General features: G+C 60.8%; 12 protein-coding genes and 1 tRNA gene. 6 read left to right on the top strand and 7 right to left on the bottom strand.

The features are described from left to right. Position 1: 1 nt before the first annotated feature. Positions 2–1,609 carry a phage tail tape measure protein gene (locus BMZ35_RS21270; protein WP_093090835.1) on the top strand — a complete coding sequence of 536 codons (1,608 nt, stop codon included), beginning with the start codon at positions 2–4 and terminating at the stop codon, positions 1,607–1,609. Between the two features lie 22 nt (positions 1,610–1,631). On the opposite strand, the gene BMZ35_RS03275 is transcribed toward BMZ35_RS21270, so the two are convergent. From BMZ35_RS03275 to BMZ35_RS03265, 3 genes are all read right to left on the bottom strand, one after another. Further along, positions 1,632–1,970: a hypothetical protein gene (locus BMZ35_RS03275; RefSeq protein WP_131814314.1), complete on the bottom strand. Its 339-nt coding sequence runs from the start codon at positions 1,968–1,970 to the stop codon at positions 1,632–1,634. 453 nt (positions 1,971–2,423) lie between these two features. Beyond that, positions 2,424–3,218: a tyrosine-type recombinase/integrase gene (locus BMZ35_RS03270; RefSeq protein ID WP_165609991.1), complete on the bottom strand. Its 795-nt coding sequence runs from the start codon at positions 3,216–3,218 to the stop codon at positions 2,424–2,426. An 83-nt stretch (positions 3,219–3,301) separates the two neighbouring features. Then, positions 3,302–3,375 (bottom strand) — tRNA-Cys (locus tag BMZ35_RS03265). A gap of 236 nt (positions 3,376–3,611) precedes the next feature. Between BMZ35_RS03265 and BMZ35_RS03260 the strand changes: the two genes are divergently transcribed. From BMZ35_RS03260 to BMZ35_RS03250, 3 genes are all read left to right on the top strand, one after another. Continuing rightward, complete coding sequence (locus tag BMZ35_RS03260; RefSeq protein WP_093090829.1) at positions 3,612–4,265, top strand: protein-L-isoaspartate O-methyltransferase family protein; 654 nt, start codon at positions 3,612–3,614, stop codon at positions 4,263–4,265. A 40-nt stretch (positions 4,266–4,305) separates the two neighbouring features. Continuing rightward, on the top strand, positions 4,306–5,736 hold the full coding sequence (locus BMZ35_RS03255; RefSeq protein ID WP_093090827.1) for a TolC family outer membrane protein: 1,431 nt from the start codon (positions 4,306–4,308) through the stop codon (positions 5,734–5,736). A 149-nt stretch (positions 5,737–5,885) separates the two neighbouring features. Continuing rightward, positions 5,886–6,938, top strand: coding sequence for a hypothetical protein (locus BMZ35_RS03250; RefSeq protein ID WP_093090825.1), 1,053 nt, complete (start codon positions 5,886–5,888; stop codon positions 6,936–6,938). A 75-nt stretch (positions 6,939–7,013) separates the two neighbouring features. Here BMZ35_RS03250 and BMZ35_RS03245 read toward each other — a convergent pair whose 3' ends face one another. Continuing rightward, the gene (locus BMZ35_RS03245; protein ID WP_093090823.1) at positions 7,014–7,334 is read right to left on the bottom strand and encodes a DUF6280 family protein; all 321 of its coding nucleotides are present in this window, start codon (positions 7,332–7,334) and stop codon (positions 7,014–7,016) included. Between the two features lie 217 nt (positions 7,335–7,551). Here BMZ35_RS03245 and efp point away from each other — a divergent pair, with 217 nt between their 5' ends. Continuing rightward, positions 7,552–8,115 (top strand): elongation factor P, encoded by a 564-nt coding sequence (gene efp, locus BMZ35_RS03240; RefSeq protein ID WP_093090821.1) that lies wholly within the window; start codon positions 7,552–7,554, stop codon positions 8,113–8,115. Positions 8,116–8,205: 90 nt separating this feature from the next. Here the strand turns inward: efp and BMZ35_RS03235 are convergent, their stop codons facing one another. Further along, the gene (locus tag BMZ35_RS03235) at positions 8,206–9,018 is read right to left on the bottom strand and encodes a fructosamine kinase family protein (RefSeq protein ID WP_093090819.1); all 813 of its coding nucleotides are present in this window, start codon (positions 9,016–9,018) and stop codon (positions 8,206–8,208) included. Further along, entirely contained in the window at positions 9,015–9,755 is a 741-nt protein-coding gene (ygfZ, locus tag BMZ35_RS03230; protein WP_093090817.1) for a CAF17-like 4Fe-4S cluster assembly/insertion protein YgfZ, read from the bottom strand. The genes BMZ35_RS03235 and ygfZ overlap by 4 nt, the downstream gene beginning before the upstream one ends. A gap of 71 nt (positions 9,756–9,826) precedes the next feature. Between ygfZ and BMZ35_RS03225 the strand changes: the two genes are divergently transcribed. Then, on the top strand, positions 9,827–10,507 hold the full coding sequence (locus BMZ35_RS03225) for a TIGR04283 family arsenosugar biosynthesis glycosyltransferase (RefSeq protein ID WP_093090815.1): 681 nt from the start codon (positions 9,827–9,829) through the stop codon (positions 10,505–10,507). Here the strand turns inward: BMZ35_RS03225 and BMZ35_RS03220 are convergent. Further along, positions 10,504–12,384, bottom strand: a complete 1,881-nt coding sequence (locus BMZ35_RS03220) for an ABC transporter ATP-binding protein (RefSeq protein WP_242654681.1) — start codon at positions 12,382–12,384, stop codon at positions 10,504–10,506. The two genes, BMZ35_RS03225 and BMZ35_RS03220, sit on opposite strands and share 4 nt — an antisense overlap. Positions 12,385–12,422 lie beyond the last annotated feature (38 nt).

The following is a 12,422-nucleotide window of genomic DNA, read 5'->3' as shown; positions in this document are numbered from 1 at the left end:
CATGCAGATCACTGAAACCACCCACATCATGACGCTTGATGTCCGGGCTGAACGCATGGTCAAAGCGTTGGATGCGGCTGAAAAGGAACTCGGGCAGTTATCCCGAAAGTTTGACGAGTCACAAAGGCGCGGTCAGGCGTTCACGAAGCAGATCGCAAACACAAATCGTGCATTAAAATCCAACGGTCGCTTTGCCCAGCAGGCCGGGGTTCAGTTCGGTGATCTGATGGTCCAGATCGGCGGTGGCCAGAACGCATTGCTGGCCTTTTCGCAGCAGGCCAACCAGCTTGGCGCGTTCATGGCGGGGCCGTGGGGGATCGGCTTCACGGTCGCGACAGGTCTTCTCGCCGCGTTCGCCGGGAAATTGGGCAAGTCTTCTGAGGAAGCCGACGAGTTGCGCAAAAAGCTGGAAGCCGCCGAGAAGGCTACGGCGGACCTTGTGCGCGAGACAGAACGCCTGCGGTCCGGTGACAGCCGGGAAGTCCAGAACCTGCGCGAAATCATCGCCGCAGAACAAGAGCGCCTGCGGATCAACGAAGCGCAGGAACGCACCACTACGAACACGCTGCGACTTAACTCGGAGCGGATTGAGATTTTGCGCACCATCCGACAGGCCGAAGCGGACCTTGCCGCGCAGTTCAATGCCGAAGAGGAAGCCCGCGCCGTCAACGATCTGCTCGAAGCCCGCGAAGGGTTGCTGAACGGCTTTTTCGGAATCTACGGATCAATTGCGGGGCGCTTGGATGAAATCTGGAAAGGTGAAAAAGCGATTACCGACGAACTCTCCAAGCGCCTCGGGATCGCATACGAATATGCAGGTCTGATCCGGGCGGCATCCGAGGCTGAAAAAGCGATGGGTCTGGACGCGTTCGGCGGATACGGCGACTGGCGATACGATCTTCCCCAGACGATCCGACCACCAGCCCCAGACACAGGCACCACCACAGGCGGTGGCGGTGCCACTGGCGGTGATGTCGTCGATGACGTCCAGCGCGTGATCGACAAGCTGATCGAAGCAGAACGACAGGCGGACCAGTTCGGCCAGTCCATGACCGATGCCTTTGCGGGCGTGGCATCCAGCGCGCTGGATGATTTTGTTGACGGTCTCGTCACAGGCGAACTCGCGTTCAAAGACTTCGCGCGCTCGGTCCTGCAAGACCTAGCCAAGATCATGGTGCGGGCGATCATCGTTAATACTCTCATGTCGGCTTTTGGCGGCATCCCCGGCAACCCGACAAACACTGTGCAATCCATCGTTCAAGGTCTCGCCGGGGTGTCGCGGTTCAGCAAAGGCGGTGTCGTGTCCGGTCCGACACTCTTCCCCATGTCGGGCGGTGCGGGGCTTATGGGCGAAGCGGGTCCAGAGGCCATTGTGCCTTTGCAAAGGGACGGATCGGGGAACCTTGGTGTCGGTGCCAGCCCGGTTGTGATCCACAATTACACGGGCGCGCAGGTGCAGGTTGAGGATCGCGAGGGTGAACGCCACGTGATCATCGGACAGGCGCTGGAAGCCGTGCGCAACGATTTCAGCAAGTCCATGGCCAGCGGACAGGGAACCTTTGCCCGCGCGCTGGAAGCGGGCTACCCGGTGCGCAGGAAGGCGACCTGACATTGCCGGGTCGGTGGCTGGATCACATGGACACAACAACAACCATGTTAGAGGGGGTATTACCCCCTCTAAACCTGACAAAGACACCAAAGCCATGCGCCGCCTCAACCTTGCCAGTCAGGTCCGTGACGGCGCGCTCTCCCTGAATGCGGCGGGCAATCAACACGTTAGAGGTAGTAATACTCCCTCTAAACCTGACCCAGACACCAAAGCCATGCGCCGCCCCGACCTTGCCGCAACGCACCATTGCCGGGTCGGTGCGCGTGAGCAAGGAGGTATTACTACCTTGAACGACCAGCCAGACACCAAAGCCATGCGCCGCCTCAACCGTGACCGCCCCGATCTGGGTGCGTTGTGACACCGGATCACCACAGGCAGGGCGACCAGAGGGAAATGGGCACAATGTGCCTATTAAATCCGACCGTCACACCAAAGCCATGCGCCGCCTCAACTCGTAACGCACCATTGCCGAGTCGGTGGGTGTGTCAGAAGGCACGGTGCGTAATATCCTGCGTTTGCAGGATTCTACGCACTCTGACCAACCCGTTGAAAACACTGAGGAAAATGGTGGTGTGGATTCTGGCGGATTGGAAACCGCCAGATGTGGAAGCGTGCTACCAGAGCCGCAGGAAGGCGACCTGATCCCCGGCTATGCCAACACGCGCCGAATGACCATCAAGTCGAAAGCCCGACCCCCTAAGTCATTGATATTGCAGGATAAACGCTAAAATCCTAGCGTCCCGATGCGGTCCGTAAGTCATTGATATTGCAGGATAAATCCGACACCTCGATCTAAGCGCGACGTGACCCGCGCCTAGTCAAATAGCATCCTCTCCCATTGGTGGGCGATTTCCCGGCGCTGTGACAAGCGTCGGGCGCGATTGTATGTTCTCGCCACGCCTCGGGCCGTCTGACTGGCGCAGTGGTTCAGCATCCGATCAATGTCGGCTTCATCTTCCCCGGCTTCGGCCAAATGCGTGGCGAAGGATCGCCGGATGTCGTGCAGGCGGTACGACAGCGGCACCCCGGCCCGACGAAACCAGCGACGTTTGTAGTGGGCCGTGGTGGCCATGTTGAACCCGAAGCAAGCAAACTGGGCCAGTGACTGCCCGCGCGGTCCCAGAGCGACGATGTGGGGTGTGCCGTTCTTGCTGGTGGGCAGGTGCATGTCACCATCCTTGAAGCGCTCCATGTGAAAGTTCATCACATCCCCGTGCCGTTGCCCGGTCAGGATCAGCAAGCGCCCGTAGGTCTCCCATTCGAAGGACTCGCGATACCCGGCTGTGTTGTAGAGCGCGCGCAACTGGCGCATGGATAGCACCTGATCACGCGGCGACTCTTTGCCGGGAAGAAGCGTCGGGTGCAGATCGGTGAATCCGTGGGCGCGACCCCATTTCCAGAAATGAGTGAGTGCGGCCCGATACCGATTCCTTGTCGATCCAGACCAGCGACTCAGTGCGTTGGTCAAATCCACATTGGTGATCGTGTGCATGTCGGAACATGAATGGGATTCAAGTACCCGATTCAGTTGATTGAGTCGCTCGTTTCCACCTTTGAGCGAGTGCAGATGATCGTGGGTGTAAGCGTCAAGCGCGTGGTCGATACGCATGGGTGTCCCTTCAAAATCCGTGGACATCCCGCGCAACACAACGTCGCGTTCAGTTATGTGAGCCATTTCAGTGGCTTGTGAGTTGGAGGCGAGTACCGGAATCGAACCGGTGTACACGGATTTGCAATCCGCTGCGTCACCACTCCGCCAACTCGCCATCCGTGGTGTTTCGGGCAGGCCCGAAAGTGGTGGCATACATGGTCTGAAATCCAGGGCGGTGCAAGTCCTTTTTTGGGCCCCAATACTCCGAAAACACCGTTTTGAAGCGGGACAGGTGGGCGGGTCAGGCCATGTGTCGCGGGGGGTGGGGCGGAAAAGCGGGGGCGGGACGTTGCCGAGCGGGGGGAGTTGTGGCAAGAGAGGGCATCCCGAGTCTGAGCACATGAGTTTGGAATGACCGACTATACCGCCCTGCGCACTACAATGGTTGATACACAGGTACGTCCTTCGGACGTCACCAAATACACCGTCATCGAGGCGATGTTGAGCATTCCGCGGGAAGCCTTCGTGCCGCGCGACTGCCGGGATGCGGCCTATGTCGGGGAACATATTGCCCTGGGGGGCAAACGGGTGATCCTGGATCCGCGCACGCTGGCCAAGATGCTGGACGGCCTGGATATCCAGAAAGACGAGCTGGTGCTCGATATTGGCGCGGGGCTTGGATACTCCACGGCGGTCATCGCGCGTATGGCCGAAGCCGTGATTGCGGTCGAGGATGATGAGGATCGCGCGGCGGAAGCGCAGAACCTTTTGGCCGAGCAGGGTGTCGACAATGCGGTGATCCACACGGGCGCCCTGACCGACGGCGCGGCGGAACATGGCCCCTATGATGTGATCGTTGTGCAAGGGGGTGTGGAATTTCTGCCGGATTCCCTCACGTCGCAGTTGAAAGAAGGTGGCCGTATGGTCACTCTGTTCGTAGAGGGTGCCTTGGGCGTGGTCCGGATCGGATACAAGATCGACGGCGAGATCAATTGGCGGTTTGCATTCAATGCGGGCGCGCCGGTTTTGCCGGGGTTCGAAAAACACCACGCCTTCGAACTTTGAGCACGACCGGAAGGGTCGGGCCGCAACAGGTGAGGGAATAATGTTCCAACAGGTACGCAAGGCGGTTCGCACGGGGGCCTTGGCCTTCTCGGTTTCGGTTCTCGCGGTGGCATCCGCCTCGGCGGAGACATTGTCCGATGCAATGGTGTCGGCTTATCGGCACAGTGGTCTGCTGGAACAGAACCGCGCTCTTTTGCGGGCTGCGGACGAAGACGTGGCCGCCACTCTCGCGTTGTTGCGGCCCGTGTTGAACTGGTTTGGCGAGATTAGGCACACCAGCAGCAACGCACGCAACGCTGGATCTGTTGGCCGGGTCGTCAGCAACGACCGGCAATATGCGTCCATTGGGCTCGAGTTCCAGTTGCTGCTTTTCGACAATGGGGCAACCCGTCTCGCGGTTGATGCGGCCAAGGAAACCGTTTTGGCGACCCGTCAGGCGTTGGTATCTGTCGAGCAGGCCGTGTTGTTTGACGCGGTGCAGGCATTCATGTCGGTCGTGCGCGATACGGAAATCGTGTTGTTGCGTCAGAACAACCTGCGTGTGCTGGAGCGCGAGTTGCAGGCAGCGCGGGACCGTTTTGAAGTTGGCGAAGTGACGCGTACCGATGTCGCGTTGGCCGAAGCTCGTCTGGAGGGCGCGCGGGCGCAGTTGGCGGCGGCACAGGGCGACCTGCTGCAGAGCCAGGAATTCTATGCCTCTGCGATCGGACATCGCCCGGGCAAGCTTACTGCTCCGACACGCCTGCCATACACGGCGAAATCCGTTGATGATGCCAAGGCGGTTGCCATTCGATCCCACCCGGAGATGATCCGGGCCCAGCATGAGATCTCGGCGGCGGAGCTGAACGTACTGAGGACGAAGGCGCAGATGGGGCCGACCGTATCGCTTGGTGCGCGCTATGGGACAGAGCAGGAATTCGGCAACAACTTTTTCTCGGACGGGGCCTCGGTTGGCGTGACCCTGGGCGGACCGATCTATCAGGGCGGGCGCCTGTCTGCGCTGTCCCGTCAGGCCATGGCGCGGCGTGATGCAGTGCGCGCGGGGCTGCACGTCACGCGGCACGGTATTCGCGAAGCTGCGGGTAGCTCGTGGGCGCGCCTGATTGCATCCGGCGCGGCGATCACCTCGAGCGAACGCCAGGTGGATGCGGCGCGGATCGCATTTGAAGGGGTGCGCGAAGAAGCCAAGCTTGGCGCGCGTACAACGCTGGACGTGCTGACGGCGGAGCAGGATCTTCTGGATGCCGAAGCCAACCTGATCACGGCCATGGCAACACAGCATATCGCGGCCTATGCGGTGCTTTCGTCGATGGGGTTGCTGACCATTGATCACCTCAACTTGCGGGTCGAACAATATGACCCCGAGGCCTATTACAACCTTGTCAAGGACGCCCCCGCAGTGCACTCCAAGCGAGGCAAACAGCTCGACAAGGTCTTGAAGTCCTTGGGCAAGGCTGCCGACCATAACTAGGGTTTGAGGGGCGTGTTGGTGCTGGGTCGCGGGATTCGGCGCCACGTTGCTGCGAACAGCGTCCTGTGTGCGTTTACAATTCTTCCTATAGGTTGTGCGAAAAGCAGGCAGTCGCTACACTTGCGACGAGGAAAGAGTGGTACTGCACAATGTCTGATCCCGTCACCAATTCTGAGATCGAAGATGTCCTGACGTCTATTCGTCGGCTGGTTTCGGAGAATCGCAAACCGGCGCAGGCGGCTGCACCCGTGGCGGTTTCGCATGGCGAAAACGAAGCAAAACAACTTGAATCAGAGCATCCACCCGCACCGCCGGCGTTGGTCCTGACGCCGTCATTGCGGGTGGCCGAAGTGCCGCAGGAAGCGGAAGCCGATGGCGACGACGACGTAGCCCCCGAGGACGAATCATTTGCCGCGTGGGACGACGTGGACGATGGCGAAGAAGCCGCGGCCGAAGCTGCCGCGGAAGAAGACATCGCGGCGGATATCGACGAAGATGCCGAAGATGCGGTGGCCGCGTGGGAAGAAGATGCTTCGGAGCTGTCTGAAGGCGATGGTGACGACAGGCACGACGACGAGCTTGATGCAGGGTCGGATGTCAGCGAAGCCGAGGCCATGGCGAACTCGGACGCCTGGGACGCGCCGGAAGCTGCGCCCGATGTTCCGGAAGCGGGAGACGCCGACGCGTGGCACGACACCTTCGAGGACGCGGGCGAGGATCGTGACGTGGATGTCGCGGAGGATCACGTCGAAGCCGGGCAGGACTCCGAAATGCCGGGGGAAGAGGAAACGCCGTTCGATTTCCAGCAGGTTTTGGATGCGCGCATCGTACAGTGGCGCGAAGGTGAGCCCGCGTTCGGCCCGGAAGAGCCGGATGCCCCGGGGGACAGTGACTATGCCGGGACGGAAACGGTCGCAACCGGATGGAGTGCCGAGCCCCACGAAGAGGATGTGGAAACAACGACTTTAGAACAGGCGCTTCAGGATGAGTTCATCGAAGAGGTCGAGGCCGCAGCGTTGCCGGATCTGGCTGACGGTGTCGACGAGGCCGCTGTGATCGATGAAGAAATGCTGCGCGAGATGGTGGCCGATATCGTGCGCCAGGAACTGCAAGGTGCCCTGGGAGAGCGGATTACCCGTAATGTGCGCAAGCTGGTCCGGCGCGAGATTCATCGGGCGCTGGCGGCACATGATCTGGACTGACGAAGCCACCAGTTGAGAAAGGAAAAGCGGCGCGCCCGATAGGCGCGCCGCTTTTTCATGAGACGGGCGAGGAAATCAGGCGGCTTCGGCCTGTGCAGCGGCGTTGCGCCGTTCGCTTTCTTCGCGCGACAGGGCCACCGATGTGCGGACCCCTTTGGCGACGAATTCCATCAGACCCGAAACAACGCGTTCGTTGGGGTCAATCCCGGCGCAGGACAACACCTCGCGCCCGTCTCGCGACCGGGCCCAACGGGCAATCTGTTCCGGACCATTGCCGTACTTCTTGTCGTCGGCGATGGCATCATCGAGTGCGGCCAGCACAACAGCCGCGAAAAGTTTGCGAGCGCGGTTGCCTTGCTCGTTGTTAAAGGCCGCTCCATCAACGAAATCGGTCATCTCGTCGTCCTTGTATTATTGCTCTTGTGTTTTCGGCGTGACGCCCCTTATGGCGCAATTCATTTGATTCGGATAGGGCAGTGTTGCATATCTTCTATGCACAATTTGCATAGCATTCTGCGTTTGCAGCACGAGATACGCCACCTTGCCACCTGTCAGCCTGCCAGATATAGGAGCGGGTGAACTCGGATCAACCTTTCTGACATGGTTTTGTAACATGCCCAAGATCAACGGTAATGAAATTCGCCCCGGCAACGTGCTGGAGCATAATGGCGGTCTTTGGGCCGCTGTCAAAGTGGACCACGTGAAGCCCGGTAAGGGCGGTGCCTTTGCCCAGGTCGAGCTGCGCAACTTGCGCAACGGCTCGAAGCTGAACGAACGCTTCCGTAGCGCCGACAAGGTGGAGCGGGTGCGTCTGGAACAAAAAGATCAACAATTTCTGTATGAAGACGACGGAATGCTGATATTCATGGACACCGAAACCTATGAACAGATCCAGCTTCCGGCGGACCTGTTGGGGGACCGGCGCCCGTTCCTGCAGGACGGTATGACGATTGTTGTGGAGTTCTACGAGAACGAAGCACTGAACGCGACTCTGCCGCAGAAAGTAACTTGCAAGATCGTGGAAACCGAGCCGGTGGTCAAAGGTCAGACGGCGGCGAACTCGTTCAAACCGGCGGTTCTGGACAACGGTGTGCGGGTCATGGTGCCGCCCTTCGTGGGACAGGACGAGGACATCGTGGTCAATACCGAGACCATGGAATACTCCGAACGCGCCTGATGTGACGTTGCGTTTCTTTTGGAAAGGGCCCGCCAAGCGCGGGCCTTTTTTGTTTTGGGTATTTGGAACCAATGAGAAATGGGAGTCGCGTTAGACCTTGAGCGTGTTGAGCAGACGCGTGACGAGAGCCTGATAGGTGGACCCAAAGAGTTTCAGGTGCACAAGTGCGGGCCAGAGCTGGTAGATCGGGAGGCGTGTGCGCCAGCCCGGATCGGGGGCGCCGTAGCCTTGCCAGAATTTGTCCGGAGGGGCGGCGAAAAGGAGCAGCATGGCTAGGTCGACTTCGCTGTGGCCAAAATAGCAAGCTGGGTCGACCAGCCATGCCTTCTCGTTTCGGTCGAAAAGCACGTTGCCGGACCAGAGGTCGCCATGCAGGAACGCGGGCGGCGGTGTTGCCGGGAGCAGATCGGGCAGGCGGGTGACCAGGGGTTCAAGGCGATGGGCGATTTCCGGTGGGAGGGTGCGGAGATCGGCCAACAAGCGGTGATCGGCCCAGAAACTGGGCCAGTTCGAACACGATGAATTTCGAATGGCTACGGCACCGAAAGCATAATCTTCGGGCCAGCCGTAGCTTTCGCCGGATTGCGCGTGCAGATGGCGCAGGGTTGTACCGAGTTTGTGCCAGCCCGCCGGAGAGGCAGGAGTTTCGTCGAGATAGGCGAGCAGGAGCAGGGTGCTTTCGGCCGCGAGGACTTCGGGAACCGGCGCGCCGCGCCGTGCCATAGCCTGCAACATACGGGCTTCGGTGGCGACGAGCGGGCCGGTTTTGGCCACCACGTTGCGCCCGTCGGACAGGGTAAGTCGCGCAACCTGCGAGAGATCGCCGCCGTGTAGCGGGCGCGCGTGAAGGACGGCGGAGCCAAGCAGCCTTTCGACCGCGTCGCTCAGCCTGTCCGGGGTCATGCGGTCCAGCGGATGCGGGCGTCGCCGGCCTGCATGTCTCCGCCCGCGCGATCAAAGCGCAGATAGGCCAGAGCGCGGGTGCCAGATTGGGTAAAGAGTGTGCCGATGGCGCGGCCGTCGCGGGTGATTTCTGTTCCCACCGGGGCGGTGCCATCAATCTCGACCACTGTCAGCCCCTTGCGTAGCTCAGTCTTGTGTTTCATGCGCGCGGTGACTTCCTGTCCGACATAACAGCCTTTGCGGAAATCGACGCCGTTCAGTCGCTCGAACCCGTTTTCGAGGATATAGCTGTCTTCGGTCAGCTCCACGCCGGAAGCAGGGATCGCAAGCGAAACGCGCAGGGCGTCCCAGTCGGTTGTGTCCGCGGCCTGGGGCGTATCCCGATAGGCACGCCAACCCATGTCGGGGTGGCGGGGGTCCGGGTGGCCGTCTTCGGGGACCGGTCCGGTGCCCCGATGCAAGTGCAAGTTGGTGGTGGCGATTTCGACCGCAGCGCGCAGTTTGTACATGGAGAGGCGCGTCTGAAGGGCGGGCGCCTGTGCGCTGTCTGCGTCCAGGAGAACAGTGTCCCCATCGCGGAGCAGGAAGAAATCGGCCAGATACTTGCCCTGTGGGGTCAGGATGGCGGTGTAGAGCAGGCCACCCGTGAGGTGGGTGATGTCATTGGTGATCAGCCCCTGCAGGAAGTGATCGGTATCGGGGCCTGTGATGCGGAGAATGGTTCTTGGGCGGTCCATGGCGTGTCCTGTTCTTGCGCTTCTTGTTCATATAGAAGCAACAGGGCCGTGCAACAGGGCAGGAGAGAGAAATGCGCGCACCGGTTTCGGTCATTATCCCGACCTTGAACGCCGAAGGGGCGTTGGCGGCGTGTCTGGCGGCGCTGTTCGAGGGGCTGCGAAGCGGGGTGATCCGAGAGTTGATCGTGGTGGATGGCGGATCGGATGACGGCGCCGTGGCCATGGCCGAGGAGGCCGGCGCTGTTGTGCTGCGCACTGCGCCTTCCCGGGGTGGGCAGTTGCGTGCGGGCGGCGCAGCGGCCAGCGGGGAGTGGCTTTTGTTCCTGCATGCGGATACCTGCCTTGAACCGGGGTGGAGTGAAGCCGTGATGGATCACATGGCGTCTTCACTGGGTGCGGGGTATTTCCGTTTGCGTTTTGATACCGGCGGCGTGGCGGCGCGGATTGTGGCAGGCTGGGCAAACCTGCGGTCGCGCCTGTTTGGACTGCCTTACGGGGATCAGGGGTTGCTGGTCCCGCGCGCTCTTTATGAGCAGTCAGGTGGTTTCGCCGATATGCCGCTGATGGAAGACGTGGCCATGGCGCGGGCGCTGCGGGGGCAAATGCGGGGTCTGGATGCCATTGCCGTCACCAGCGCGGAGAAATACCGGGAGGCGGGTTGGATACGGCGGGGGGTACGCAATCTCTGGACGTTGGCGCGGTATTTTGCGGGGGTATCGCCAAAAACCTTGGTTGAAAGCTATCGGCGTTAGGGGCCGCTGACCCAAGGCAGCCGAGACAGGAGGCGGCCGAACATGGATCTGGAGGACTCGTCCCCCTGCGGCGCGTCATCCGCGACCGGTTTGAGCGCCTTTTCTTCGGCGCTTTCTCCTGTTGTGTTGAATTGCAGGTTGTAAAGCTCGGCATAGAGCCCGCCGCGTTTCAGAAGCTCGTCATGGGTGCCTTGATCGACAACCTGCCCCCGGTCCATGACCACGATCTTGTCGGCTTCCCGCACGGTGGACAGACGGTGGGCAATGACAAGGGTCGTGCGGCCTTGTGACAGTTCGTCCAGCGCCTGTTGCACGAGGGTTTCGGACTGGGCGTCCAGGGCGGAGGTGGCTTCGTCCAACAAGAGGATCGGGGTGTTGCGCAGCAGGGCGCGTGCGATCACGACGCGCTGGCGCTGACCACCGGACAGGTTGGAACCGCGCGGGCCGACCTCGGTATCCAGACCATCCGCGAGCTTGGGCAGGAACTCGGCAACATGGGCGGCCTTGAGCACGGCCTGAAGCCGGTCGTCGTCGATATTATCCTGACCCAGAAGAATGTTTTCCCGCAGGGTTTCGTCAAACAGCATGGCGTCTTGGGACACGACGGAAAATAGGTTGCGCAGGTCGGTCAGTGTCATCTGGCGGTTGGCGACGCCACCAACGATCGCCTCGCCGGATTGCGGGTCAACGAGCCGGGTCAACACGTTGAAGACGGTGGATTTGCCGGCCCCCGAGGCGCCGACGATGGCGGTTGTCTTGCCGGGTTCGGCGGTGAAGCTGGCCCCCTGCAGAACGGTCGTATCCCCATAGGCAAGGGTGACCTCGCGCAGTTCGATGCCGGGTACGTCTTTGGGCGGGGCAAGAGGGTTGCTTGGGTCGGTCAACGTGGGCTGGGTGTCGACCAGTTCCTTGACGCGCTCGATCGAGGAGGCGATGACCTGCCAGCGACCGGCAATGCCACCAAGGCGGCGCAGGGGTTCGAACATCATGCCCATGGCCGTGAAAAAACTCATGAACTGGCCCACGGTCTTTTCCCCGGCGACGATTTCGCTGCCGCCGTAGAGCAGGACGAGGAAAAAGCCGAGACCGGCGGTGAAATCGACCATGCTGGCAATCGAGGCTGTCCCGACCGAGGCGCGGATTTCAGCGCGCACCAGCCGTTTTGTGGACTGGCGGAACTTGTTGGATTGGTAGTCTTCAAGCCGGTTGAGCTTGGTCGGGATGATGCCGTGGAAAATCTCGTCCAGAAGGGTGGCAATGCGCGCCCCGAGGTCACGGGCTTCGCGTGACCGGCGGCGGACGAATTTCTGTGCGGCCAGTGTGGGCAGGATCAGAAGCGGGGTGCCGACGCAGGCGATCAGGGTCCAGATCGGATCGACGCTCACAGCCACCACGAGCAGCGCAATAAGCGACACGAGATCCCGACCCGCACGGGTGATAAAGGTGGACCAGATATTGTTGATCGCCTGAACGTCTGACTGCACACGCTGGATCAGGAAGCCCGGGGGGTGCGTCTGATGATAGGCGTTGTCCTGAAGCATCAGATGTCCGAGCAGGTCGGTGCGCAGATCGGCTGCGGCCTTTTGCGACACGGATGTCATCATGACCTTGTGCAGGATGCTGGTGACGCCACGGGTAAAGAAAATGCCCGCGAAAACAAGGGCAACGAACCAGAGTGCCCCTGAATTGCCCGGCGCAAAAGCCGTGTCGAACATGGGTTTCACCATGTAGCTGATCGCGCCCAGGGTCGAGCCTTCGATGGCCATCAGAACACCGGCAAGAGCCAGAATCCATTTGTACTTCCTGAGGTATCCGTGCCAGATCCAGAGTATCAGCGCGCGGCTGTCCTGGCCATAATCTGCGTCTTTGTCTGCCACGTGGTCCGGCCCTGTTACCCATTCTTAGGCCCTTGGTT

This window comes from Shimia aestuarii (assembly GCF_900114635.1).
GTDB lineage: Bacteria > Pseudomonadota > Alphaproteobacteria > Rhodobacterales > Rhodobacteraceae > Shimia > Shimia aestuarii.
This window is presented reverse-complemented; position numbering and strand designations above follow the sequence as displayed.

What these genes read in the sequence shown, in the direction of transcription:
- BMZ35_RS03270 (WP_165609991.1), bottom strand. Translation starts at nt 3,218, where the DNA reads ATGCGTATCGACCACGCGCTTGACGCTTACACCCACGATCATCTGCAC.
- BMZ35_RS03255 (WP_093090827.1), top strand. Translation starts at nt 4,306, where the DNA reads ATGTTCCAACAGGTACGCAAGGCGGTTCGCACGGGGGCCTTGGCCTTC.
- BMZ35_RS03260 (WP_093090829.1), top strand. Translation starts at nt 3,612, where the DNA reads ATGACCGACTATACCGCCCTGCGCACTACAATGGTTGATACACAGGTA.
- BMZ35_RS03225 (WP_093090815.1), top strand. Translation starts at nt 9,827, where the DNA reads ATGCGCGCACCGGTTTCGGTCATTATCCCGACCTTGAACGCCGAAGGG.
- BMZ35_RS03235 (WP_093090819.1), bottom strand. Translation starts at nt 9,018, where the DNA reads ATGACCCCGGACAGGCTGAGCGACGCGGTCGAAAGGCTGCTTGGCTCC.
- BMZ35_RS03245 (WP_093090823.1), bottom strand. Translation starts at nt 7,334, where the DNA reads ATGACCGATTTCGTTGATGGAGCGGCCTTTAACAACGAGCAAGGCAAC.
- BMZ35_RS21270 (WP_093090835.1), top strand. Translation starts at nt 2, where the DNA reads ATGCAGATCACTGAAACCACCCACATCATGACGCTTGATGTCCGGGCT.
- efp (WP_093090821.1), top strand. Translation starts at nt 7,552, where the DNA reads ATGCCCAAGATCAACGGTAATGAAATTCGCCCCGGCAACGTGCTGGAG.
- ygfZ (WP_093090817.1), bottom strand. Translation starts at nt 9,755, where the DNA reads ATGGACCGCCCAAGAACCATTCTCCGCATCACAGGCCCCGATACCGAT.
- BMZ35_RS03250 (WP_093090825.1), top strand. Translation starts at nt 5,886, where the DNA reads ATGTCTGATCCCGTCACCAATTCTGAGATCGAAGATGTCCTGACGTCT.